The sequence below is a fragment of the Enterococcus sp. DIV1758 genome, assembly GCF_051711985.1.
Taxonomy (GTDB): Bacteria; Bacillota; Bacilli; order Lactobacillales; family Enterococcaceae; genus Enterococcus; species Enterococcus faecalis.
This window is the reverse complement of the sequence record NZ_JBIOOA010000001.1, coordinates 1,347,859-1,370,849: the sequence shown is the minus strand read 5'-3', so window position 1 is coordinate 1,370,849 and position 22,991 is coordinate 1,347,859. Positions and strand designations below refer to the sequence as shown.

Genomic DNA, 22,991 nt, shown 5'->3' with positions numbered 1-22,991 from the left:
CAAAAACTACTGCTTTTGTAAGGTCTTTCTTCAACTAAATAATTGCAAAATTAACCGATTTGGATGGTTTGACCCACCGATAAAACAGAATCCAATGTTAATCCATTTAGTGACATTAAATTATCAACTGTCGTTCCAAAACGTGCAGCAATGTCCCACAATGTATCGCCGTTTGCGACAGTGTAACTTTGACTAGCTACAGTTTCTGCTGTTGCTGTTGCAGAAGCCGCTGTATCGATTGTTGTATCAACGGTTCCCGTTGTATCTGAATAACTAGTGGTTTGAGCGACTGGTGCTCCCCAATCATATTGAGTTAAATTATATGCTTCAATTAACCAATTCAATTTTTCGGCATAGCCTGGATCAGTTGCATAACTTCCAGCTAAAGCGGCTGTTGCATCGCGATAACTGCTAGTATTACTCTTCCAAACGCCTGAATAATGGTATGTATCCCCAAAAGCAGTGGAACGAATAACATTGGCATGATCTTGGAACGATTCCGCATAAGAATTATAACTTCTAAATGCTGCTGTGACGGTCACCCATTGTCCGTCTAAATATTCTTTTGTTGGCATATAAACAGATTGTCCATTATAACTTCCTTTTACACCAAACAAGTTATAGTTCGGTGCAGATGCTAACCCAGAACTACCATAACTACTTTCTAGCAACGCTTGAGCAATCATGACGGAAGCATACATATCATTGCTATTGGCAACGGCTGCTGCTGAATTTCCGATTTCATTAATAAATGCTTGCTGGCTCGATTCTGCTTGGGCAGGTACCGCAGCACCAACCACAGGTGCTAAAATCATTGAAGTCCCCGCAACGGCGGTAGCACGTTTATAAGCTTTTTGCTTTTTAAGAGCTTTTTGAATATGTTTACTACTTCTTGTTAACTGTTCGCTCATTCATTTTTCCTCCTCACTGTCTCACTTTTCTATTTTACCGTTAATTTCCTATTGAAACAAGAAATAAACGTATTAAATTTTGAGTTTTAAAATTTCTGTAATGTAATTGAAATCTTGTTTGTATTTAATTAACCCTCTCTACACTTGTGAAAACAACCACTTCTTCTTTTCGTTTTGATGAGATTTTTGTTATTTATCCTCTTACTTTTCTTTATTTATTGTGATAAACTTTTTAATGGACTTGTCACTTTTTGAACAAACTTTATAAGAGAAGTCTGTTTTTTTAGTCAAAACAACTATTACCGAGTAGTTGTTGTATTACAAAATGAATTACATAGAAATGTAGGTGGTTAGATGAAGAAACAACAATCGGGTTTAACAAATCAAGTGACGTTTTTATTAGCGTTAACTTGCGGGGTCGTGGTCGCCAATATGTATTATATTCAACCAATTGGCACCCAAATTGCTCAGGCCTTTCAAGTCAGTATTGGGTCTATTGGTTTTGTTACTATGCTGACCCAATTAGGGTATGCGCTAGGCTTACTTTTTCTTGTTCCATTAGGCGATGTCGTTGATCGCCGCAAATTAATCATTCGAGTAGCCGCACTCTCCTCGCTGTCTCTAAGTGCTGCGTTTTTTGCACCAAGTTTTCTCCTGTTTGCACTCTCTTCTTTTTTTATTGGGTTGCTCTCTATTGTCGCCCAAATTATTATTCCTTATGCAGCGGTCATGGCGGGGCCAGCGAACCGTGGTAAAGTAACAGGTCGAATGCTTGGCGGACTATTGACAGGGATTTTATTGTCTCGAACGATTTCGGGTTTCATTGCTAGTGCAGCTTCTTGGCGAACAGTGTACCTAATCGCCGTAATATTCGTGTTAGCATTGGTCGTTCTACTCCAATTAAAATTGCCCAAAACAGTGATACATACTCAAACTTCAAATCGATTAACTTATTTGGGTTCTTTGAAAAGTCTTCCTAAGCTAATCAAATCGCAACCTTTGTTAAGAGAAGCAACTGTCAATGGCTTTTTTATGTTTGCAACCTTTTCAATCTTTTGGTCTACATTAATTTTCTTTGTTAGTAGTCCAGCTTATTATTGGGGACCGAAAGAAGTCGGTATTCTAGCAATTTTTGGTTTATCGGGAGCTTTCGTAGCACCCATCATTGGTCGTCTATCCGATTATTATCCAGAACGGAAGATTGTTTTGATTGGCCTGTTGATGCAGTTCGGTAGTTTTATCTTACTTTTTCTAGGTGGAACACATGTGGTCTTACTAATCTTAGCAATTATTGTTTTAGATATCGGTACTCAATTTGGGCAAGTAGCCAATCAAACACGCGTCCAAAATTTGGGAGAAGAAGCCAGCAATCGTAACAATACCGTCTTTATGTTTTTCTATTTCATCGGCGGTTCACTGGGTTCATTGATTGGTACATTAATGTGGCAAAACTATGGTTGGTCTGGTGTTACTTTAACTGGTATTGGGTTCCAATTGTTCGCATTATTTTTCCACTTTATGCTCTTTGCTCCCAAAAAGAAATGAAGCAAAAAAACCTGAATGCTATCACAAGCATTCAGGTTTTTTAATGTTTATTTATAGTGATTTATAGGTATTAACCACATTTTCAGGAGTAAAGCCGAATTTTTCAAGAACTAGACCGCCAGGTGCAGAAGCGCCGAAGTGATCAATTGTAATTGTTTTGCCTTCCGTTCCTACATAGCGTTCCCAACCAAAGCTTGCTGCAGCTTCAATTGCCACACGTTTTGTCACAGCTTTAGGTAACACACTTTCTTTATATTCAGCAGATTGTTTTTCAAATAAATCAAAACTTGGCATTGACACGACAGATACATCGATGCCTTCTTCCGCTAATTTCGCTTGTGCTTCCACTGCTAGATTTACTTCAGAACCAGTCGCAATTAAAATCCCTGCTGGTTGTTCACCTTTTTGTGGTGACAATACATAAGCACCTTTTTGAACAGAAGCAGAAGCGTGTTCTAACGTTCCTTCTAAAACAGGTAAGTTTTGACGACTTAGAACTAAAATAGTTGGTGTTTCCGTAGAAGTCATAGCAATTTTCCAAGCAGCAACAGTTTCATTGCCGTCTGCTGGACGAATCACATGAACATTTGGAATGCAACGAACACTTGCTAATTGCTCAATTGGTTCGTGTGTTGGCCCATCTTCACCCACCGCAACAGAGTCATGTGTTAAGACGTAAGTTACAGGAACTTTTTGTAAAGCGGCTAAACGGATTGCTGGACGCAAGTAGTCAGTAAAGACGAAGAATGTCCCGCCATAAACATGGCTACCACCGTGTAATTGAATCCCGTTCATTGCTGCAGCCATTGCAAATTCGCGAACACCAAACCAAATATTACGGCCTTCGTATTGACCAGGTTCGAAATCTTTTTCTGCAGCAATCATTGTATTATTTGAGGCAGATAGATCGGCTGAACCGCCCCAGAAACTTGGAACAACTTTTGAAATAGCTTGAATCGTTTCTTTACTTGTTACACGACTTGCAGCACTTGTTCCTAGTTCATATTTAGGTAATTCTTGTTCCCAACCTTCAGGTAATTGGTTGGCAAAAGCTTCTTTAAATTGTTTGGCTAATTCTGGATGCGCATGTTCATAGTTCTTAAACATCTCATTCCAAGCCTCTTCAGCTTTTTGGCCTTCGTCAATCATCGTTTCTTTAAAACGAGCAGCGACTTCCTCTGGCACAGTAAAGTCAGGGTATTCCCAACCATAAACAGCTTTAGCCGCTGTAATGCCCTCTTCACCAATTGGCGCGCCGTGAACGGAAGATGTTCCTTCTTTTGGTGCTCCGTAACCGATGACTGTTTTAACTTCAATCAGTGTTGGTTTATCTGTTTCAGCTTTAGCCGCTTCAATCGCAGCCTCTATTTCATCTAAATCATTGCCGTCTTTAACTAAAATATGTTGCCATCCGTATGCTTCATAACGAGCCCCAACATTTTCAGTAAAGGCTTTAGAAGTTGGTCCATCTAATGAGATGTCATTTGAATCGTACAAGACAATTAATTTACCTAATTTCATATGACCAGCCATTGAACTTGCTTCTTGAGAAACACCTTCCATTAAATCGCCGTCACCACAAATTGCGTACGTGTAATGATCCATAATAGGGAAACTATCACGATTATAAGTTGCAGCTAAATGCGCTTCAGCCATTGCCATACCAACAGCCATAGCAATCCCTTGTCCTAGAGGTCCCGTTGTTGCTTCAACACCATCTGTGTGGTGCACTTCTGGATGCCCTGGTGTTTTACTATCCCATTGACGGAAATTTTTCAAATCGTCAATTGTTACGTTGTATCCTGATAGATGTAATAAGCTGTACAACATTGCAGAGCCGTGGCCTGCTGAAAGTACAAAACGATCACGATCAACCCAGTTTCTAGAAGTTGTTGGGTTCACCTTTAAATGTTTTGTCCAAAGTGCATACGCCATTGGGGCAGCACCCATTGGTAAACCAGGATGTCCTGAGTTCGCTTTTTGTACGGCTTCAATACTTAATGTCCGGATTGTATTAACGCCCAATTGATCTGTCTTGTCAAACAAAAAAATCATCTCCTAATTTAGGTTTTTTTTACCTTTATTCATAGTGTAGCTTATTTCGACAATGAAAGCAATTACTTTCTGTTGTGAAGTCCTTTTTCACGTTGAATTTGTTTTAGTTTTTCAGGAGTCACATCGGTCCCTTCTTGATCCACGACCTTCATTCCTTCGATATGGTGACGCATCCCTCCACGAAATGCTTCTAAATACTCTTTACGTAATTCTTGTTGTTCGACTTTTTCTTTCGCACTAAGTTCTTCCACTTTTGCTTTATTCGCTAATTCATTTATACGGGCAATTTTTTCTTTCGATAACATCAAAATCCCTCCTTACTCTCACTGTCTATATTATAAGAACTGCCTTAAAAAAACAACTATATTCTGATATTTATAAAACACGAACGCTTGTTTGATTTCGTTCGCATTTTATGGTACACTAATTTTATCAATTGAAAGAAGGTGCGGGTTTTGGCGAAACGTACAGAAACAAGACAATTAGAAGTACTTAAATATATATACGAACAAGTCGAATTAAAGGGTTATCCGCCAACCGTTCGCGAAATTGGGAAGGCTGTTGATTTATCCTCAACTTCTACCGTTCACGGACATTTAGCTCGTCTTGAAAAAAAGGGTCTAATCTTACGTGACCCAACAAAACCGCGAGCAATCGAATTAACACCAGAAGGCTTGGAAAAGATCGGAATTCAACCGACAACTATTCCGATGTTAGGTGTCGTAACTGCTGGTGAACCAATTTTAGCGGTGGAAGAAGCATCAGATTTCTTCCCGTTACCTCCTGATTTACGTACAGAAGAAAATGCTTTATTTATGTTGACGATTCGAGGAGAAAGTATGATTAACGCAGGTATTCTAGATGGCGACCAAGTGATTGTTCGTAAGCAATCGAATGCCAATAATGGCGACATCGTAATCGCAATGACCGATGAAGATGAAGCAACCTGTAAACGATTCTTCCGAGAAGTAAATCATATCCGCTTGCAGCCTGAAAATGATGCATTAGCGCCTATTCTTTTAGATAACGTTACAATTTTAGGTAAAGTTGTTGGTTTATATCGGAATCATATTTAATAAAAAAAAGGAAGTCACTCCGTTGAGCGGCTTCCTTTTTTGCTTGTTAACAAGTAAATAGCCTTTTGAGCTTCCTCGATAACCTCTGCTTCAGTTTCTACAGAAAGTAGATAATTTAAAGCTTCTAAACTTTGCTCGGGTTCTCTTTTTGCGAGCTGACCTAACGACCAAGCAGCTGTTCCGCGAATGACAGGACGCTGATCATTTAAACAGAGAATAATTTGTGGGATAGCTTCACGGCCGCCCAAATTCGCTAACGCAATTAAAGCATTTCGTTGCAATGGTTTTTTGCCACGCCAAGAGCCTGCTAAGTGTCCGAATTGCTGTTTAAACTCTTTATTGGAAATAGTTAATAACGGTGCCAATTTGGGATAGACTTCTTCAATCTTTGGTTCCATCTCTTCATGAAAATGAAAATCTTTTCCTTTATTATAAGGGCAAACCAGCTGACAAATGTCGCAACCATAAATGACGTTACGCATTTTTTTCCGATACTCTTCAGGCATCATGCCTTTTGTTTGCGTTTGATAAGACAAACATTTTTGAGCATTCATTCGACCGTCCCCTAACAAAGCCCCTGTAGGACACCCTGTGATACAACGAGTACAATCACCGCAACCATTTGGAACAGGTTCATCTGGTTCAAATTGAATGTTGGTGGTCACCTCACCTAAATATACAAAGGAACCAAATTCTTCGGTAATCAGTAGACCATTTTTACCAATGAATCCTAAACCCGCCCGCTGAGCAACAGCGGTGTCAACATATTCGCCAGTATCTACTTGCGGCCGAAAGCGCCAGTGTTCTTTTTCTGCTTCAGTGGCAGCTTGCTCTTCAATAAAAGCAATTAATTTTTGCAACCGATCCTGCAAAATGTGATGATAATCAATTCCCCAAGAGGCTCGCGCAAATTGTCCACGCTTTTCATCTCTAGGCATTTTTTCCTGAGCTTTGGTGGGATAAGCTAAAGCAATGGAGATAATACTTTTAGGATGCTCAAACGTTTTTTCTGGGTAAATTCGTTCTTCCACATTTTGATGTTCAAACCCCGAGTTATATCCTCGCTCTCGTTGTTCATGCAGAGAATCTTCTAATTCAATAAATGGTTCAGCATGAGTAAAGCCGATTTTATCGATGCCTAAACGTTGACTCTCTTGAATAATTTTTTCTTTCAATGTTGGCATTGCTCATGCCTCCCTTCATTTTATTATTTATCGTTTCGATGATACGTTTCATAGTCATGTGCATAGAGATTTTTCTCGTCCACGACGCCGGGAACAGTGGCAACTTTTTCCCAAACAGACCAGTCGATTTCTGGAAAGAAGGTGTCGCCTTCAAACGTTTCATGAATCATCGTCCGATATAAGACATCGCATGCGGGAATCAGTTCTTTAAAAACGACAGAACCTCCACCAATAACGGTCACACCTTCATAGTTGTCAGCATACGCAAGAATTTCCTCTACGGAATGCATAACCAAAACGCCTTCAGCTTGGTAATCCGGATTACTGGTAAGAACAATCGTTGTTCGATTTGGTAACGGACGACATCCCATACCTTCGAAAGTTGCACGTCCTAAAACCAATGTATTATGAATTGTTTTTTCCTTGAAAAATTTCAAGTCGTTGGGTAAATGCCAAGGCAATTTGCCTTCTTTACCAATCACTCCTTGTTCATCTTGGGCCCAAATAGCTGCTAACATAGCTTCTCTCTCCTTTTTTATACGGCAATCGGCGCTTTAATCGTTGGATGTGGGTCATAGCCTTCTACTTTAATATCTTCCATATCAAAATCAAAAACAGAAGCCTTGTCTGGATTCAAAACGAGCGTTGGGAAAGAACGAACTTCTCGTGATAATTGTTCTTGCATTTGCTCCACATGATTTTGATATAAGTGGGCATCTCCTAGCGTGTGTACAAACTCCCCCACTTCTAAACCTGTTTCATGTGCAATCAGATGTGTCAATAAAGCATAGCTTGCAATGTTAAAAGGAACACCTAAAAAAACATCGGCACTGCGCTGATAAAGTTGACAGCTTAATTTTCCTTCATTTACATAAAATTGAAACATAGTGTGACAAGGCGGCAACGCCATTGAAGGCACATCTTCTGGATTCCAAGCGGAAACAATTAAACGGCGAGAATCAGGATTGGTTTTAATCATTTCAATCACATTAGCTAATTGATCAATAAAGCTACCATCTTTGGTTTCCCAGTGACGCCATTGCGCACCATAAATATTCCCTAATTCACCATATTTTTCTGCAAATTCTTCATCGTTTAAAATGGCGTCACAGAATTTTTGATGTTCTTCTTTGTATTGTTCTGCAAACGCTGGATCTTGTAAGACACGATGCCCAAAATCCGTCATGTCTGGTCCTTGATAATCTGCGCTTTTTACATAGCGTTCGAACGCCCATTCATCCCAAATATGATTATTTCGCTCTAACAAATAACGAATATTCGTGTCGCCTTTTAAAAACCACAATAACTCACTTTTAATCAAGCCAAACGGTACTCGTTTGGTTGTTAGTAAGGGAAATCCTTTGGCCAAATCAAAACGCATTTGATAGCCAAATAAACTATACGTCCCAGTTCCTGTACGGTCTTCTTTAAAATGACCTTCTTCTAAAATCTTTTTTCCTAGCGCTAAGTATGCTTCTTCCATCTTATTCCCTCCGTCTCTTAATCCGCGTATTCACTCAAGTATTCCCAACGATTCATTTTTTCTTCTAACAATTGTTCCGTTGCAGTTACTGCTTCTTGCAATTCTTGTAAACGAACAAAATCATCACCCTGATGATTCATTTCTTCAGTTAATGTTTCTAATTTCGTTTCTAATTGTGTGATATCTTCTTCAATTGTTGCCCACTCTTTTTGTTCCATATAAGTCAGCTTTGTTTTTTCTTTCTTTTCTGTCGATGCTTCTTTTACTGGTTTATTGAGCGGTTTTTCTTTGACCTTTTCTTGTTCTTTTTGGTTCGCCAAATATTCACTCATCGTGCCATAAAATGATAGGATCTGACCATTTCCTTGAAAAACTAACAATTTATCCATTGTTTTATCCAAGAAATAACGGTCATGAGAAACCGCAATTACCGCTCCTTTGAACGTTTGAATATAATCTTCTAAAATGGTCAACGTATCAATGTCTAAATCGTTGGTTGGCTCATCCAATAATAACACGTTAGGCTGACTAATTAATAATTTTAAGAGATATAACCGGCGTTTTTCTCCACCAGACAGTTTGCCAATCAGTGTGCCATGCATAAAACGAGGAAATAAAAAGCGCTCTAACATTTCAGCGACCCCAACGCTGCTTCCATCACTGCGTTTCACTTCTTCTGCTGCTTCTTGCAAATAAGCAATCATCCGTTGATTAGGATCCATTTCTTCGTTTTGCTGGGTATAATAGCCAATTCGGACGGTTTCACCGATACTATATAGGCCACTCTCTAAAGGAATGCGGCCAGCTAAAATATTTAATAACGTGGATTTGCCTGCACCGTTTTTACCAGTAATGCCAATTCGATCGTTTGCTTGAATGAGTAAATTAAAGTCTTTCAAAAGCTGTTTGTGATCAATGGCATAATTTCCTTCCTTGATTTCCAGAACTTTTTTCCCTAAACGCTGCGTGGCAAAGTCTGCTTCTAAGGTGCCATTGGTTTGTACCTGATGCAAGTTTTCTTTTAAATCCTGAAACCGATCAATTCTTGCTTGCTGTTTCGTTCCTCGTGCTTGAACGCCCGCTCGCATCCACGCTAGTTCTTGTTTGAAGAGCCGTTTTCTTTTTTCTTCTTGCTCTACAGCGACGCGTTCACGTTCGGCTTTTTCCATTACATACGTTTCATAGTTTCCTTTGTATTCATACAGTTTTCCAAAAGAAAGTTCGAAAATCCGATTGGTTACTCGATCTAAAAAGTAGCGGTCATGGGTCACCATTAAAACCGCACCACGATAGTTATTTAAAAAGTTTTCTAGCCATTCAATCGTTTCATAATCCAGATGGTTCGTTGGTTCATCCAATAACAGTAAATCAGGCGCTTCAATTAAGACTTGCGCCAAGCTTACTCGTTTTAACTGCCCACCAGAAAGCTCACCTATTTTCTTTTCCAATGTGGGAATGCCTAATTTTTGTAAAATAATTTTTGCATTGGTATCTGCTGTCCAAGCATCTTGTTTATTCATGGCTTCTTCTGCTTGCGTGTAACGTCTTTGAACCCCTTCGTCTAAACCATTCTCACTTAAAGCAGCTAACGCTAATTCATAATTTTTGACCGCTTTTATGATTGGGCTGTCTCCCTGAAACACGGCTTCTGCAATCGTAATATTCTCGTCAAATGTTTGATTCTGGGAAAGGTACCCAATTTGATAATCACTTGGCTGCTGAATCGCAGCAAAATCACCATCACCGCTATCTACGCCAGCAATAATATTTAATAAACTGGTTTTCCCTGTGCCGTTAATCCCAATTAAACCAATGCGATCTTTTTCATGAATCAAAAAAGAAAGATGATCAAATAGTGTTTTTTCCCCATATGTTTTGGTTAAATCTGTTACTTTTAATTCTTTCACCGACACTACCAACTCCTTCTATTTTGGTCTTGCTTATTGTATCAAAAATTGGATTATAAAAAAAGTGCATGAGATAAAAATCGTCTTGGTTTCATCTCATACACTATTACTTATTCTTTATTAAAATTTTTAACAAATCGTTTCAGCGGAACGTTATTCACTTCGCCGCTAATCGAATAACTCTCTAATAAATTGACATTTTTTCGTAACTCGTTCGCTTCGATAATTGAAATGCGTTCAGATTGTTCATAATGATCAATCATCCGTCGTTCTTCTTGGAAGCCTAATAATAGGTCTTTGACATAGTCTGTCTCCGTATGAACAATATACGAATCAATAAATTCGCCTTTTTCAAACTTATGGGCTAAATCCAAGCGTCCGTCAATGAAGAAATCAATTAAATCATCATCATAGACACCGCGCAAATTATCTAAACTCTTCAGAATAACTTGAGAATTTCTTAGAAAAACTTGGCGAATATTTTCTAGTTCTTCATTTCGTAATTCTTTTTCTTCTTCAGAAGCTTCACCACGATTGAAAAATAGCTTAGGATGTAAAAGAATCGAAATGATTTGTCGAGCAAATAATAACCAAAAGCCTACAATCGATAATAATTGTTTGGCAATCGACCGTTGCATCCGTGTAATCAAGCGTTGATACATACGATAACTTCTGACACTAATTTCTCCTTGTTTCAGACTTTCTTCTAGGCCGTCTCGTTCAATGGACACAATTAACGTCCGCAACTCTTGCACTTCTTGTTTTCGTTCTGCACTTAGCTGCTCGGTATACAATTCTTTTAAACGATCCTGATAATTTTCAATGACCGCATTCATTTCACCACGAGGATTCTCTTCATTTTGCTGTTTTAAGACATCAATGACATCACGTAATAAATCAATTTCGACTGACTCTTCATTTTCCACTTCTGTCTCTGAATCAGTTAAAAATGGTAAAACTAGAATCCCGCCAATCAGAGTCACCAAAATAACACAAGCCGTAATGAATAGTAATAACGGTCGTTCTTTAAAATGCTCCCCGTTAATCGCTGTTGGCAAAATAAAGATGGTGGCTAAACTCACTGTTCCTTTAACACCGCCAAAAGTTAAAATCAGCATTTCATTCATTGCGTTTTTAACTTTCTTAAGTCCATGTTGAAGCGTGTAAACACTGAAAATGGCTAAGAAACGAATCAAAAAGACAACGGCGCTAATAATTAGAACAACCATTAGTAGGAACCAGTTTGAATATTGTTGGTCAATCCAAATTGGCGAAAACACTTGAGAAAGTTCAATTCCTAAGAATAAGAAAACTAAGGCATTTAAGGTGAACTCAATCATACTCCAAATACTTTCGCCAACATTTGACAGCTCTGCTTCAAAAAGCGAAACTTTTTTCAAACTAGACGCTTGCATAATTCCAGCAATCACAGCAGCAATAATTCCAGAAACGCCAATCAACTCTGAAATTAAATAAGCAATAAATGGCAAGAGTAATTCAATCAACAAGTAGCCTGTAACATCTTTTGCCACTGCAGTTTCAAGTAAATGAACAATTTGCTGTTTTAATAGAACTAACACGATTCCGACTACCGCTCCACCAATACTGGAAATAACCAAGGTCCCTGCCGCTTCCACCGGCGAAAATGACCCCGTTAATAAAGCCGCTAATGCAAATTGAAAGGCTGTAACGCCTGATGCATCATTAATGAGTCCTTCACCAGATAAAATGTTCATCGAACGTTCAGGAATGTCAATTCGACCTGATAACGAACCTACCGCCACCGCATCCGTTGGTCCTAGAGCCGCTCCAAAAGCGAAGCAAGCGGCTAATGGTAAAGTAGGCAAAATCATATGCAGGGTCCAGCCGACTCCGACTAAAGTGATTAACACACCAAAAAAGGCCAAGAAAAGAATCATCCCGAAATTTTTCATCATTGCTTTCAGATTGATTAGCTCCCCTTCTCTAAATAAAAGCGGTGCAATAATCATTACTAAAAACACTTCAGGCTCAAATTCAATTTCCTGCCCCATTTTAGTTAAACCAATTAGAACACCTACAATAATTTGCACAATTGGCAGCGGAATGACGGGAACAATCCGGTTGAATATGTTTGAGAAGGTAATAGACAGTGCAAAAACAATGATTAGAAAGGTAAATTCCATCCTATCATTCCCTTCTATATTAAATTTTTATTGACTTACCGATCAAAACATTTAAGTAATTTTTTCTTTTTAAGAATAATTTTCTTTTCGACTTCTTCTAACTCAGAACTGCGTTCGCAAAGTTCCAATTGAGCGCGTCGTGCTTCTAAACGAAGAAGTTCTCCTTTAATTAATTCAATTTTTTTGTAGCGTAAGAAATTTTTCTTTTGCATACGTTCTGCAAAGTGTTGTCGTTTTTCTTCAGGGATTGCTTGATATTTCTTTTTCAAGTCAGCGACACACTTTTCAAATTCTTCACTCACCGAAACAACTTCCTTCCAAAATTTAATCTGACTAATTATAACAAATTTTACCAAAAGTACAAGCAAAATTGCTTTCTTTTTTTCAAAAGAAATTCAGACAAAACTTAACGCGGGAAAAGCTGATTTCTAGGAGCTGAACATGGTTAATCTTCATTAACAATAATATCAATTTCTGCCTCTTCATTCATCCGTGTTGAAAGAAAAAGAACCATTTCTTCTAGTGGCGCAGAAAAGCGTAAAACCACCCCTCTTCTGCCTTTTTTTAAATACCCTAAACGAATACCGTTCGGTTTTTGAACAAGGACAATCTTTTCGATATCTTTAAAGGCCGTGCCCCGATTGTCAAAAGGATGCGTAATAATACAATTCTCCGCAAAACCTCTTGCATCGTAAAGAAAACTGAAGATAATCAAAATATATAACACACTTCGAATCATTTCAATTTTATCTCCTGCCGAAAATGCATTGGCCAGAATCATTAAACTAAAAAAAGCAACTAGATATTTTGTTGTAGGATGTTTTGCAGCCGGAATTACAATACTTTTACGTACGAAGTAAAAGTAACCATACATAACGACGACAAATAAAAATAGCAATAACGTAAATCCATCGATAATCACAAACGACTCCTTTATTTCTTTTTCTTTTGAATATCTGTTAATATATCATTTATTTCTTTAATTTCTTTTTTTGATTCATTAATCTTTTTGATAACCGCCTCACGGTTTTTTCCAGGCGGTAAGTCAATTGATTCTTGGTAGTAGTTTGCTAAAGCTTGAACTTTTTTCATTTTTTCGCTTTGCAACAAGGCTATATTTCTTTTCATTTAACCGCCTCCTCTTCCTTAGTATACATTACTTCGTAAGGAATTGCTTAATTTGCAAGATATTTTCTAATAAAAAGGAGTAATTTTACATTTTCTTATAAACAAAAAGTGTTCGACTGAGTAACACCAGCGAACGATAAAATAATAGAATAAAAGATGAGACAGAAGTAGTTTACTTTTGTCTCATCTTTTATTATTGAGCTGAAATCGCTAAACCAATTGCTTTTTCCCCTAGGTGGGTCCCGATAACTGGACCAAAATGACCGATTTCAATTTCTGCATTTGGGTATAGCTTTTGTAATTTTGCTTGTTCTTTTTCAGCAACGATGCGGTTATTAGCATGAATCACATACAGTTTAACTGGTGCTTCAATCCCTGCGTTTCGTTCACCAATAATCTTTTCTGCACGAGCAAAAGCTTTCTTTGTTGAACGGATTTTTTCAAATAATACAATCTTTCCATCTTCAAAAGTCAAGATAGGTTTAATCTTCAATAGTCCAGCAATCAAGGCTGCGCCATTCGTTAAGCGACCGCCACGAACTAAGTTGTTCAGATCTTCTACAATTAGATATGCATACGTATTGTCACGAATTAAATCTAATTTGGCAAAAATTTCTTCTAAGCTGGCTTTTTCTTCTGTTAAATCTAAAGCAGCTTCTACCATGTGTCCCATTGGCATACTTGTAATTTTTGAGTCATATGGATACAAAGCAACGCCTGGGATTTCATCAGTAAGTCCGTGCAATGTATGAACAAAACCAGAGATTCCTGAAGAAAGATGAATGCTGATGATGGTGTCGTACCCTTGTTCAGCGATTGATTTGTAAAGCTCTAACACTTCTCCTAAAGCAGGTTGTGAAGTCGTCGGAAATTCTTTACTATTATTTAGCAATGCATAATATTCATCTGCTTCAATGTCAATGCCTTCGTTGTATATTTTTCCATCTAAAATGACTGGGATGGGAATTACAAAAAGATTCGGATGATCTTTAATGCGCTCGGGTAAATAAGCTGTACTATCTGTCACAATAGCAATTTTCATTTTGTAACCTCGTTTCACTAATTTTCCACGTTGTTTCTAATATAGCATAAAAAAGGATATTTTAAAATGCTTTCCTTATTCGTTCAGGAATTTTTCGATGGCGTCAGCATTTTTTTGTTCATCTACTTCTAAAATACTGCCTGCATAAGAGGATTCACCAAAATTCCAAGAATCTGGTACCGGAACCGATAATGACTCAACCCCTGCTTTTCCTTTAATCAGCAATGATGGTCCGTTCGTTAACATGAAACTAACAGGCACATCTGTCGACATATAGCCGACTAATTTCCCAAGTGATTCTGGGGTTCTTAATAAAGTCATTGGGTTTTTCATTTGGCTCATTACAGCTGACATAACTTGTTGTTGGCGACGAACCCGACCAAAGTCGCCTTCTTCATCCATCCTAAAGCGAGCGTATTGAAGTAAGACATGTCCATCCATGACCTGTTGCCCTTTTTCAATATCAACACCATCTAAATTCAGTGATTTTTCTGCATCGATTTTGACACCTTTTGGAAACATAGAGTCAACAATTTTTTCAAATGATTGGAAATCTACCTTAGCATAATATTTCGTATCTAAATTAAAGTTTTGTTTTAACGTTTCACGAACCAATTCAGCACCGCCATAAGCGTATGCGGCATTAATTTTATTCGGCCCGACACCAGGAATGTCCACGAATGTATCACGCATAAATGAAATTAATTTCGGTTTTTTTGATGGTCCATTTAGTTGGAGAACCATTATTGTGTCGGCTCGTCCAGCATCTTCCCCACGTGTATCGCTGCCAAGAATTAAAATATTCTTAGCCCCGTTGCTACTTTTGACGCCATTAAATGTTTCTACTTTTTCTTGAGGCAACGAGTCATCATGTTCTGCTGCAGATTTTCCTTTTAAAAACATGACTGTACTATAGGCAAATAACAGAATCAATAGGATCACTAGCCATTTGAAAAAGCGTTTTGTTTTTGATTTTTTACGTTTCTTTTTTGGTTTCTTGTCTTTTTTTCCGCGGGGTGGTTGGTCAGAACCGTTGCCGCCACCTGAATCTGTTTGATGTCGCCTCTCACTTCTGCGACTGTCCTCAGTATAGCTGTCTTCGTAAACTGGCTCTTGAAGGCTTTCAGCTAGTTCTTCTGGTTCTTCTTCTCTATGTTCACCCATTGATTTTCGGGGATTAAAGGTCTTTTTATGCTCTGCTGGTCTCGATTTTTCATGAATATGTTTATAACGATCTACACGACTCATCGTGTCACTCCTTTACCTCTGTGTTTTATCACCTTTCTTAGGATACCTCATTTCGCAGGAAATTCCTATTACAAATATGTAATTTAATAAAAAATGAAACTCACTTTATCTAATAAGTAAGCTTCATTTTCATTTTTAACTCTTTAAAGTGTGGACAAAACATAGATCGGGTAATCCCCTAAAATTTTTATTTCTGCGTCAATCAGTTCCAGTTCTGTTAAAGCTGCTTCAATTAGTTTTTCTGGTTGATCATTCACTAAGTCCATTAAAAAGAAGTACTCTCCGAGCTTTGTTTTCAACGGCCGCGATTCTATTTTGCTAAGATTAATCCCTCGCCAACTAAACACGCTTAATGCTTTGTGTAAAGAGCCAGGAACATTACTTGGCATCGTAATCGCCAGCGTTATTTTTTTCTCAGATAGCGGGAAAGAAATCGCTAAATTTTCAGAACCAAGAACCCAAAATCGGGTTTGATTTACCGATAAATCTTGTATATTTTTTTCTACGATGGTCAAATCATACATTTCCGCAGAAAGTTTTGGTGCAATAGCTGCAAAAGGTAATTCTGGATGTTCTGCAATGTATTTGGCGGCGTAAGCTGTTGAAGGCGTTGCTTCTAAAATCGCTTCTGGAAAGTTTTTCTCTAGAAACATCTGCGATTGAGCTAATGCTTGCGGATGTGATAAAATTTTCTGACTTTGTTGCCAGATCGCTTGATTCTCTTTTGCCACCATTAATTGTTGTTGAATCGGTAAAACTAACTCTGCTTGGACAGGTAACTGCGCTTGATGATACAAATAATCTATCGATGCGTTAACAGTTCCTTCAATCGTGTTTTCTATTGGAATAATGCTGCATGCCACTTCTTGCTGTTCAATTGCTTTCAAGCAAGCTGGAATCGATGCGTACGGCATCAACGTAGCTTCAGGAAAAGCAGCCAACGTTGCACTGTACGTAAAGGAACCAATCGGACCTAAATAACCAACTTTCATCGTTTCTCTACTCCTTTAATTGTTGCAGAATTTCATTGATAATTTCTTCTGGCGAGCGATTGGTCGTATCAATTGTCATCTTCGCACATTCTTCATAAAAATTTTTACGAGACTCAAACAAAGTAATGATTTCTTTTGAAGAACGTTCTATAGCTAAGGGCCGTTGGTTTTCAGTATCTTCTGTGATTCTTTTTAACAGCTCTTCTGGTGTCGCATGTAAATAAATCACTTGCTGAAAAGATTTTAATAAGCTACGATTTTCTGGTCCGACAACAATCCCGCCCCCAGTTGAAAGGACGGCTGTATTTTTTGACAGCTCCTTTAAAAGTTGGGTTTCCTGTTCTCGGAAAGCTGCTTCACCATATTTTTCGAAATAGTCAGGAATTGAGCGTCTTATTTTTTCAATTAACGCTGTATCTAAATCAAGATGAGGCATCTTCAGTTTATTGGCCAAACTTTGACCAATAGTTGTTTTACCCGCACCCATGAAACCAATTAAAACAATGCTTTCCATAGCTCGTTATCCTCCTTCATTAACAACTTAAACGTTCTAAGTCGTCAAAAAATGTTGGATAAGAAACTGAAACTGCTTCAGCCTTATCTAATTCAACAGTGCCTTCTTTTACAAGTAATGCAGCAATTTGTAACATCATCCCGATACGATGATCCCCATAACTGGTAACTCTTCCACCATGTAAAGAAGTTGGTCCATGTATAATTAAGCCATCATTAGTAGGCGTGATGTCGGCGCCTAAAATTGTTAATTCTTTCGCTACTGCATCAATCCGATTGGTTTCTTTGACTTTCAATTCTTCTGCATCTCGAATGATTGTCGTGCCAGTAGCCTGAGTAGCTAACAAAGCAATAATCGGTAACTCATCAATTAAACGTGGGATAATAGCGCCACCAATCTCTGTAGCTGTTAATTGACTCGTTTTTACAAGTAAATCGCCAGAATGATTGGCCTCATCTTCATTTAAAATAGTGACGGAACCACCCATGTTTTTAATCACATCTAAAATACCTGTCCGCGTTTGATTTAAGCCAACATTTTTCAGAAGTATCTCGCTATCTGGGACTACTAAACCCGCAACTAAAAAGAAAGCCGCAGAAGAGATATCGCCAGGAACTACCACGTTTTGACCTGTTAATTGTTGTGGTCCAGTTAACATAATTTTTTTATCATCTACTTCAAGCGTCCCACCAAATTGTCGAATCATCTCTTCTGTATGATCACGTGTCTTTTCTTTCTCAACCACTACAGAAGTGCCCTCGGCTTGCAAAGCGGCGAATAAAATAGCCGATTTCACTTGAGCACTCGCAACAGGCATTGTGTAGTCAATAGGTTGCAAATTTTGAGTCCCGCGAATAGAAATTGGCGGAAACTCCGTTTGTTGAACCCCTTGACATTCCGCTCCCATTTGGTTTAAAGGAAGCATCACACGATTCATCGGTCGTTTAGCAATAGACGCATCACCAGCTAGGCGCGTTTCAAAGGGACAGCCAGCTAAAATGCCTAGCATTAGACGAATTGTTGTCCCTGAATTTCCAACATCAATTGTATTCTTCGCCTTTTTTAAGCCTGCAAATCCTTGCCCCTCAACGGTGATTGTCGTCCCGTCATCTTCAATGTTCACACCCAAAGAACGAAACGCCGCTAAGGTACTTAAACAATCCTCGCCTCTTAGAAAATTTGTAATCGTCGTTTTTCCAGAAGAAATCGCTCCAAACATAATACTTCTATGGGAAATCGATTTGTCGCTAGGAACCATCAGAGTCCCTTGTAAATGTTTCACATTTGTACGTAGTTGCACCCTCATCACCTCTTATTTTTCGTAACACGTATAGTTCGTTTTTTTAGATAAAATTTGTTTTGCAGCTTGGCAGTCTGGTTGATTTTTAAAAGACAATTGAAGAATCCCATAGATTTCTTCTCTCGTTTCTAAAATTTTAATATTTGTAAGAGAAAGGTCCGCTTCGCCTAAAATTTGCGTAATTTCAGCAATGATTCCTGGTTGATCTGGTACATCAACAAACAGATCATAGAAAGCTGGGATTGCGCCTTCTTTATGAATAGGCAATTGAGCACGTGTTTCTTTGGCTTTATCAAAAAAATTACGAATAGCTGGGGCGTTTTTTTCCGTTAACCATTGGCAAACAGTAGTCATCTCTTTTTGCCAATTTTCTAGTAAGTCCAATAATACTAAGCGATTGCTTAATAAAATATCCGTCCACATCATTGCATCAGAGGAAGCAATTCGAGTAATATCTCTAAATCCTCCAGCCGCTAGCTGCTGTGCTCTAGGGTAAGTGGTATTCAGTTGCTGACTTTCGTTCACTAAAGCTGCGGCAACAATATGTGGCAAGTGACTTAGAGCACCAGTAATTTCATCATGTTCCTGTGCAGGCATCGTAATAAACTTCGCATGCGTTCCTTTTAGTAACGTTTGTAACTCCTGAATCTGTTTGCTTTTTTCGCCATGGTCATCGGTAAAAATATAGTAGGCATTTTCAAACAAACGTTCATCAGCGGCTGTTACGCCGGATTTATGTGAACCAGCCATTGGATGACCACCAATAAAATTTTTCATGTTAAGCTTTGTTGCTAACTGATTAATTTCCACCTTGGTACTACCCACATCTGTGATCAGAGCAGTTTCTAGTGATAATTGGTTTAATTCTTCTAGTTGTACTAAAGTTGCTTTAACTGGGGAACAAAGAAAAATAATCTCTGCTCGTCTTGCCCCACTTGTTAAAGATTCAGCTATCTCATCAATTAGACCCGTTTTCTTAGCAAATTCAGTTGACTCCGCTTGATTATCGAAACCGATAATCTCACTGTTTGGATGCCCTTTTTTGATACACAAAGCCAGTGAACTCCCGATTAGCCCTAATCCTACGATTAAAATACGTTTCTTCATTTTTTCCCTCCATATACTTGCGACTTTCTTCCATTAAAAGTTTTGAGTATATAGACGATAACGTTTCACTGCTTCTTTCATTTGTTCAAATGAGTCACTATCAAATTTTTCGAGCATTGCCTTCGCTACTTCCGTTGCAACAACGGCTTCACAAACAACGCTAGCGGCCGGTACCGCCGTGCTATCAGAGCGCTCAACGCTGGCCTTATAAGGCTCTTTTGTATCAATATTCACGCTTTGTAATGGTTTATAAAGGGTTGGAATAGGTTTCATGACACCACGAACGATGATTGGCATTCCGTTGGTCATTCCTCCTTCAAAACCGCCTAAATTGTTGGAAGTTCTGGTATAACCTGTACTTTCGTCCCAAACAATCTCGTCCATCACTTGACTACCAGGGCGTTGCGCCATTTCAAATCCAATGCCAAACTCAGCACCTTTAAAAGCATTGATGCTTACAACAGCTTGCGCAATTTTGGCATCTAGTTTGCGATCCCATTGAACATAGCTACCTAAGCCAGCTGGAACGCCACCCACAAGTACTTCTACTACCCCACCAATTGTATCGCCATTTTTCTTGGTTTGGTCAATTAGTTCTTTCATTTTTTCTTCTACGGAAGGATCTAATACGCGAACGACAGATTGTTCAGACCGTTCTTGAATTTCACGGATCGTTAAATTTTCAGGAATCGTAGCTTCAATCCCGCCTAATACCGCGACATGCCCAGCGACTTGGATATCCAGTTCAGCTAAGAGTTTTTTAGCAACCGCACCAATCGCCACACGCATCGTTGTTTCTCGTGCCGAAGACCGTTCTAAAACATTCCGTAAATCATCATGTTGATATTTCATGCCACCGACTAAATCAGCATGTCCTGGACGTGGTTTGCTGACGCGGCGGATTTTCTTTTGTTTTTCAGGAACTGGCTCTACTGACATCACGGAGGTCCAATTTTTCCAGTCTTTGTTTTCGACAATCAACGTTACTGGTGAGCCAAGTGTTTTACCATGCCGAATGCCCGAAGTAATACGTACTTGGTCTTTTTCAATTTTCATCCGTCCCCCACGACCGTAACCGCCTTGACGTCTTGCTAATTCTCGGTTAATCTCTTCGCTACTTAAAGGCAGACCGGCTGGTAAGCCTTCAATAATAGCAGTTAATTCAGGTCCATGTGATTCGCCTGCTGTAATAAAGCGCATCTTAAATTCCTCCTTCTCTGTTCAAAAATGCTCGAATTTCTTCCGTTGGTAAAGAGACAATTTTCGCTTGACCAATTTTTTCTAAGACAATGATTTTAATCTGTCCCCCACGTGTTTTTTTATCATGTGTAATTGCTTGATAGAGACGTTCTTCTGACCAACGATCTGTGGTTACTGGTAAATGGAACTTTTCTAGCATGGTGACCAACTCTTGGGTAGTCCCAAGTGGGGAAAGCCCTCGTTGTTCTGCGACTTGAGTTATTTGAATCATTCCTAAAGAAACGCCTTCACCGTGAGCAATCACCCCGTAACCAGCTGTATTTTCTAATGCGTGGCCAATCGTATGCCCAAAATTCAGAATCAAACGTAAGCCCAAATCTAATTCATCTTCTTCGACGACATCACGTTTAATCTTGCAACAGGCCGTGATAATTTCTTCTGCATGTGCCACTAAATCTTGTTCATTTTCCAAAGAGGATAAACGGTGCCACAATTCAACATCAGCGATAGCTGCTGATTTTACAATTTCTGAAATTCCTTCACGCACACGTCTAGGTTCTAATGTTTTAAGTGTATTAGGATCAATTAAAACCCCATCTGGTTGGGCAAAAGTACCGACAAGATTTTTGGCTTTTTTAGTATTAACCGCTGTTTTACCTCCAATGCTACTATCTACTTGTGCCAGTAAGGTTGTTGGTACTTGCAAAAAGTGAATGCCGCGCATATAGGTTGAAGCGACAAATCCAGCTAGATCTCCTACAACGCCTCCACCTAAAGCAATTAGACCATCACTTCGAGTCAATTGCTGTTCCGCTAAAAAATCATAAAGCAGTTGAGCTGTTTCGAGGCTCTTACTTTGTTCACCTGCCGCTACAGCAATCAATGATGTTTCAAAACCAGCAGCTTGCAATTCTTTCTCAACAGCTGCGCCATATAATTTATTCACCGTTTCATCGGTAATAATCGCTACCCGTTGTGGCTGCCACAGGCTACGTACCCAGGTGCCAATTTTATCTAAGGCACCTGTTTCGATGGTTAAATCATATGAATGTGTAGGTAACGTTACGGTTAATTTCATGTCCTCTACTCCTCTGTCTTTACTAATCTTCTAAAGCATTAATTTCTTTCATTGCTTTTTCGATGATATGAACTTCTTTCATCATACGTAGGTAAGTTTTTTCATTCAAGGATTGTGGCCCATCTGACCACGCATTCGCTGGATCTGGGTGAATTTCTACAATCAAGCCGTCCGCACCTGAAGCAACACCTGCTCGGGCCATTGGCGGTACTAAATCCCAGATACCAACACCATGACTCGGATCAACAATAATTGGAAAATGACTTAATTTTTTAATTAAAGGCACCGCACTTAAATCAAGTGTATTGCGCGTAGCGGTTTCGTACGTACGAATCCCACGTTCAATGAAGATCACATTGAAATTTCCTTGCGCAGCAATGTATTCAGCTGCGTTTAGCCATTCATCAATCGTACCGGCAATCCCGCGTTTTAAGCCAATAGGTTTTCCAGTTTTACCAACCGCTTGTAATAACTTGAAATTTTGCATGTTGCGCGCACCGATTTGTAAAATGTCACTGTATTTTGCGACAAGTTCTAAATTCGCTTCATCCATCACTTCTGTAATGACTTGCATATCTAATTCATCAGCCGCTTGGCGAATGTATTTCAGTCCTTCTTCTTCTAGCCCTTGGAAAGCGTATGGCGACGTTCTAGGTTTAAATGCACCACCTCGTAAAATTGTTGCACCGCCAGCTTTAGCAATTCGCGCACATTCACGAATCTGATCTAAGCTTTCGATTGAACAAGGACCCGCCATCATGGTCATACTGCCGTCACCGATTTTAACACCGTTCACATCAACCACTGTATTCTCTGGATGAAATAAACGACTCGTTAGTTTGTAAGACAACGAAATGCGGACACTTTTTTCCACGCCTTCTAATGCTGTTAACTCTGCTTCAACTAATTTTTCTGTATCACCAATCAAGCCTATCACTGTTTTTCCATTATCTTGACTTGTTTGAGTAGTTAAGCCTGCACCTGTTACTAAATCAATGACTTGTTTCATTTGCTTTTCGGTTGCATTTTCTTTCATAATTACGATCATTATATTCT

The 22,991-nt window shown here is 38.9% G+C and carries 22 protein-coding genes; 2 read left to right on the top strand and 20 right to left on the bottom strand.

Going from position 1 to position 22,991, the window contains the following annotated elements; translation table 11 throughout:
• Nucleotides 1–50 precede the first annotated feature (50 nt).
• A complete protein-coding gene (locus tag IGJ52_RS06750) occupies nucleotides 51–911 on the bottom strand; it encodes a glucosaminidase domain-containing protein (protein WP_002357562.1) in 861 nt (286 codons plus the stop codon).
• A 354-nt stretch (nucleotides 912–1,265) separates the two neighbouring features.
• Between IGJ52_RS06750 and IGJ52_RS06745 the strand changes: the two genes are divergently transcribed.
• Nucleotides 1,266–2,456, top strand: a complete 1,191-nt coding sequence (locus IGJ52_RS06745; protein ID WP_002357563.1) for an MFS transporter — start codon at nucleotides 1,266–1,268, stop codon at nucleotides 2,454–2,456.
• 51 nt (nucleotides 2,457–2,507) lie between these two features.
• Here the strand turns inward: IGJ52_RS06745 and tkt are convergent, their stop codons facing one another.
• Together tkt and IGJ52_RS06735 are read right to left on the bottom strand one after the other, a co-directional pair.
• On the bottom strand, nucleotides 2,508–4,502 hold the full coding sequence (tkt, locus tag IGJ52_RS06740) for a transketolase (RefSeq protein WP_438791984.1): 1,995 nt from the start codon (nucleotides 4,500–4,502) through the stop codon (nucleotides 2,508–2,510).
• 71 nt (nucleotides 4,503–4,573) lie between these two features.
• Nucleotides 4,574–4,816 carry a DUF896 family protein gene (locus tag IGJ52_RS06735; RefSeq protein WP_002384502.1) on the bottom strand — a complete coding sequence of 81 codons (243 nt, stop codon included), beginning with the start codon at nucleotides 4,814–4,816 and terminating at the stop codon, nucleotides 4,574–4,576.
• 150 nt (nucleotides 4,817–4,966) lie between these two features.
• On the opposite strand from IGJ52_RS06735, the gene lexA reads away from it, so the two are divergent.
• Nucleotides 4,967–5,587: a transcriptional repressor LexA gene (gene lexA, locus IGJ52_RS06730; protein ID WP_010715203.1), complete on the top strand. Its 621-nt coding sequence runs from the start codon at nucleotides 4,967–4,969 to the stop codon at nucleotides 5,585–5,587.
• Between the two features lie 14 nt (nucleotides 5,588–5,601).
• Here lexA and queG read toward each other — a convergent pair whose 3' ends face one another.
• The 17 genes from queG to aroF form a co-directional block, all read right to left on the bottom strand.
• Entirely contained in the window at nucleotides 5,602–6,771 is a 1,170-nt protein-coding gene (queG, locus tag IGJ52_RS06725; protein ID WP_002369389.1) for a tRNA epoxyqueuosine(34) reductase QueG, read from the bottom strand.
• A 23-nt stretch (nucleotides 6,772–6,794) separates the two neighbouring features.
• Nucleotides 6,795–7,289, bottom strand: coding sequence for a trimethoprim-sensitive dihydrofolate reductase (gene dfr / locus IGJ52_RS06720; RefSeq protein WP_002357568.1), 495 nt, complete (start codon nucleotides 7,287–7,289; stop codon nucleotides 6,795–6,797).
• Nucleotides 7,290–7,306: 17 nt separating this feature from the next.
• Nucleotides 7,307–8,254, bottom strand: coding sequence for a thymidylate synthase (locus IGJ52_RS06715; protein ID WP_002369390.1), 948 nt, complete (start codon nucleotides 8,252–8,254; stop codon nucleotides 7,307–7,309).
• A 17-nt stretch (nucleotides 8,255–8,271) separates the two neighbouring features.
• A complete protein-coding gene (locus IGJ52_RS06710; RefSeq protein ID WP_033601251.1) occupies nucleotides 8,272–10,161 on the bottom strand; it encodes an ABC-F family ATP-binding cassette domain-containing protein in 1,890 nt (629 codons plus the stop codon).
• A 110-nt stretch (nucleotides 10,162–10,271) separates the two neighbouring features.
• Nucleotides 10,272–12,326 carry a cation:proton antiporter gene (locus tag IGJ52_RS06705; protein ID WP_002360309.1) on the bottom strand — a complete coding sequence of 685 codons (2,055 nt, stop codon included), beginning with the start codon at nucleotides 12,324–12,326 and terminating at the stop codon, nucleotides 10,272–10,274.
• A 35-nt stretch (nucleotides 12,327–12,361) separates the two neighbouring features.
• Nucleotides 12,362–12,694: an ACP phosphodiesterase gene (locus tag IGJ52_RS06700; RefSeq protein ID WP_002357572.1), complete on the bottom strand. Its 333-nt coding sequence runs from the start codon at nucleotides 12,692–12,694 to the stop codon at nucleotides 12,362–12,364.
• A gap of 77 nt (nucleotides 12,695–12,771) precedes the next feature.
• Entirely contained in the window at nucleotides 12,772–13,248 is a 477-nt protein-coding gene (locus IGJ52_RS06695) for a hypothetical protein (protein WP_002398295.1), read from the bottom strand.
• Nucleotides 13,249–13,259: 11 nt separating this feature from the next.
• Nucleotides 13,260–13,454, bottom strand: a complete 195-nt coding sequence (locus IGJ52_RS06690) for a hypothetical protein (RefSeq protein ID WP_002357574.1) — start codon at nucleotides 13,452–13,454, stop codon at nucleotides 13,260–13,262.
• A gap of 193 nt (nucleotides 13,455–13,647) precedes the next feature.
• Nucleotides 13,648–14,496 carry a DegV family protein gene (locus IGJ52_RS06685; protein ID WP_002382324.1) on the bottom strand — a complete coding sequence of 283 codons (849 nt, stop codon included), beginning with the start codon at nucleotides 14,494–14,496 and terminating at the stop codon, nucleotides 13,648–13,650.
• A 75-nt stretch (nucleotides 14,497–14,571) separates the two neighbouring features.
• On the bottom strand, nucleotides 14,572–15,744 hold the full coding sequence (locus tag IGJ52_RS06680; protein WP_002365661.1) for an LCP family protein: 1,173 nt from the start codon (nucleotides 15,742–15,744) through the stop codon (nucleotides 14,572–14,574).
• A gap of 143 nt (nucleotides 15,745–15,887) precedes the next feature.
• Nucleotides 15,888–16,736, bottom strand: coding sequence for a prephenate dehydratase (pheA, locus tag IGJ52_RS06675; protein ID WP_438791983.1), 849 nt, complete (start codon nucleotides 16,734–16,736; stop codon nucleotides 15,888–15,890).
• A gap of 7 nt (nucleotides 16,737–16,743) precedes the next feature.
• Nucleotides 16,744–17,250, bottom strand: a complete 507-nt coding sequence (locus IGJ52_RS06670; RefSeq protein WP_202564755.1) for a shikimate kinase — start codon at nucleotides 17,248–17,250, stop codon at nucleotides 16,744–16,746.
• A gap of 19 nt (nucleotides 17,251–17,269) precedes the next feature.
• Entirely contained in the window at nucleotides 17,270–18,556 is a 1,287-nt protein-coding gene (aroA, locus tag IGJ52_RS06665; RefSeq protein WP_261998314.1) for a 3-phosphoshikimate 1-carboxyvinyltransferase, read from the bottom strand.
• A 6-nt stretch (nucleotides 18,557–18,562) separates the two neighbouring features.
• Nucleotides 18,563–19,657: a prephenate dehydrogenase gene (locus IGJ52_RS06660; RefSeq protein ID WP_263306311.1), complete on the bottom strand. Its 1,095-nt coding sequence runs from the start codon at nucleotides 19,655–19,657 to the stop codon at nucleotides 18,563–18,565.
• A gap of 33 nt (nucleotides 19,658–19,690) precedes the next feature.
• Nucleotides 19,691–20,857 (bottom strand): chorismate synthase, encoded by a 1,167-nt coding sequence (gene aroC / locus IGJ52_RS06655; RefSeq protein ID WP_002408502.1) that lies wholly within the window; start codon nucleotides 20,855–20,857, stop codon nucleotides 19,691–19,693.
• A gap of 1 nt (nucleotide 20,858) precedes the next feature.
• Nucleotides 20,859–21,935, bottom strand: coding sequence for a 3-dehydroquinate synthase (gene aroB, locus IGJ52_RS06650; RefSeq protein ID WP_438791982.1), 1,077 nt, complete (start codon nucleotides 21,933–21,935; stop codon nucleotides 20,859–20,861).
• A gap of 22 nt (nucleotides 21,936–21,957) precedes the next feature.
• The gene (aroF, locus tag IGJ52_RS06645) at nucleotides 21,958–22,983 is read right to left on the bottom strand and encodes a 3-deoxy-7-phosphoheptulonate synthase (protein ID WP_002363948.1); all 1,026 of its coding nucleotides are present in this window, start codon (nucleotides 22,981–22,983) and stop codon (nucleotides 21,958–21,960) included.
• Nucleotides 22,984–22,991 lie beyond the last annotated feature (8 nt).

Bases quoted from the DNA above. Each gene is read 5' to 3' on its own strand.
- IGJ52_RS06750 (WP_002357562.1), bottom strand. From the start codon at position 911: ATGAGCGAACAGTTAACAAGAAGTAGTAAACATATTCAAAAAGCTCTT.
- IGJ52_RS06745 (WP_002357563.1), top strand. From the start codon at position 1,266: ATGAAGAAACAACAATCGGGTTTAACAAATCAAGTGACGTTTTTATTA.
- IGJ52_RS06735 (WP_002384502.1), bottom strand. From the start codon at position 4,816: ATGTTATCGAAAGAAAAAATTGCCCGTATAAATGAATTAGCGAATAAA.
- queG (WP_002369389.1), bottom strand. From the start codon at position 6,771: ATGCCAACATTGAAAGAAAAAATTATTCAAGAGAGTCAACGTTTAGGC.
- dfr (WP_002357568.1), bottom strand. From the start codon at position 7,289: ATGTTAGCAGCTATTTGGGCCCAAGATGAACAAGGAGTGATTGGTAAA.
- IGJ52_RS06715 (WP_002369390.1), bottom strand. From the start codon at position 8,254: ATGGAAGAAGCATACTTAGCGCTAGGAAAAAAGATTTTAGAAGAAGGT.
- IGJ52_RS06705 (WP_002360309.1), bottom strand. From the start codon at position 12,326: ATGGAATTTACCTTTCTAATCATTGTTTTTGCACTGTCTATTACCTTC.
- IGJ52_RS06690 (WP_002357574.1), bottom strand. From the start codon at position 13,454: ATGAAAAGAAATATAGCCTTGTTGCAAAGCGAAAAAATGAAAAAAGTT.
- IGJ52_RS06685 (WP_002382324.1), bottom strand. From the start codon at position 14,496: ATGAAAATTGCTATTGTGACAGATAGTACAGCTTATTTACCCGAGCGC.
- IGJ52_RS06680 (WP_002365661.1), bottom strand. From the start codon at position 15,744: ATGAGTCGTGTAGATCGTTATAAACATATTCATGAAAAATCGAGACCA.
- pheA (WP_438791983.1), bottom strand. From the start codon at position 16,736: ATGAAAGTTGGTTATTTAGGTCCGATTGGTTCCTTTACGTACAGTGCA.
- IGJ52_RS06670 (WP_202564755.1), bottom strand. From the start codon at position 17,250: ATGGAAAGCATTGTTTTAATTGGTTTCATGGGTGCGGGTAAAACAACT.
- aroA (WP_261998314.1), bottom strand. From the start codon at position 18,556: ATGAGGGTGCAACTACGTACAAATGTGAAACATTTACAAGGGACTCTG.
- IGJ52_RS06660 (WP_263306311.1), bottom strand. From the start codon at position 19,657: ATGAAGAAACGTATTTTAATCGTAGGATTAGGGCTAATCGGGAGTTCA.
- aroC (WP_002408502.1), bottom strand. From the start codon at position 20,857: ATGCGCTTTATTACAGCAGGCGAATCACATGGACCTGAATTAACTGCT.
- aroB (WP_438791982.1), bottom strand. From the start codon at position 21,935: ATGAAATTAACCGTAACGTTACCTACACATTCATATGATTTAACCATC.
- aroF (WP_002363948.1), bottom strand. From the start codon at position 22,983: ATGATCGTAATTATGAAAGAAAATGCAACCGAAAAGCAAATGAAACAA.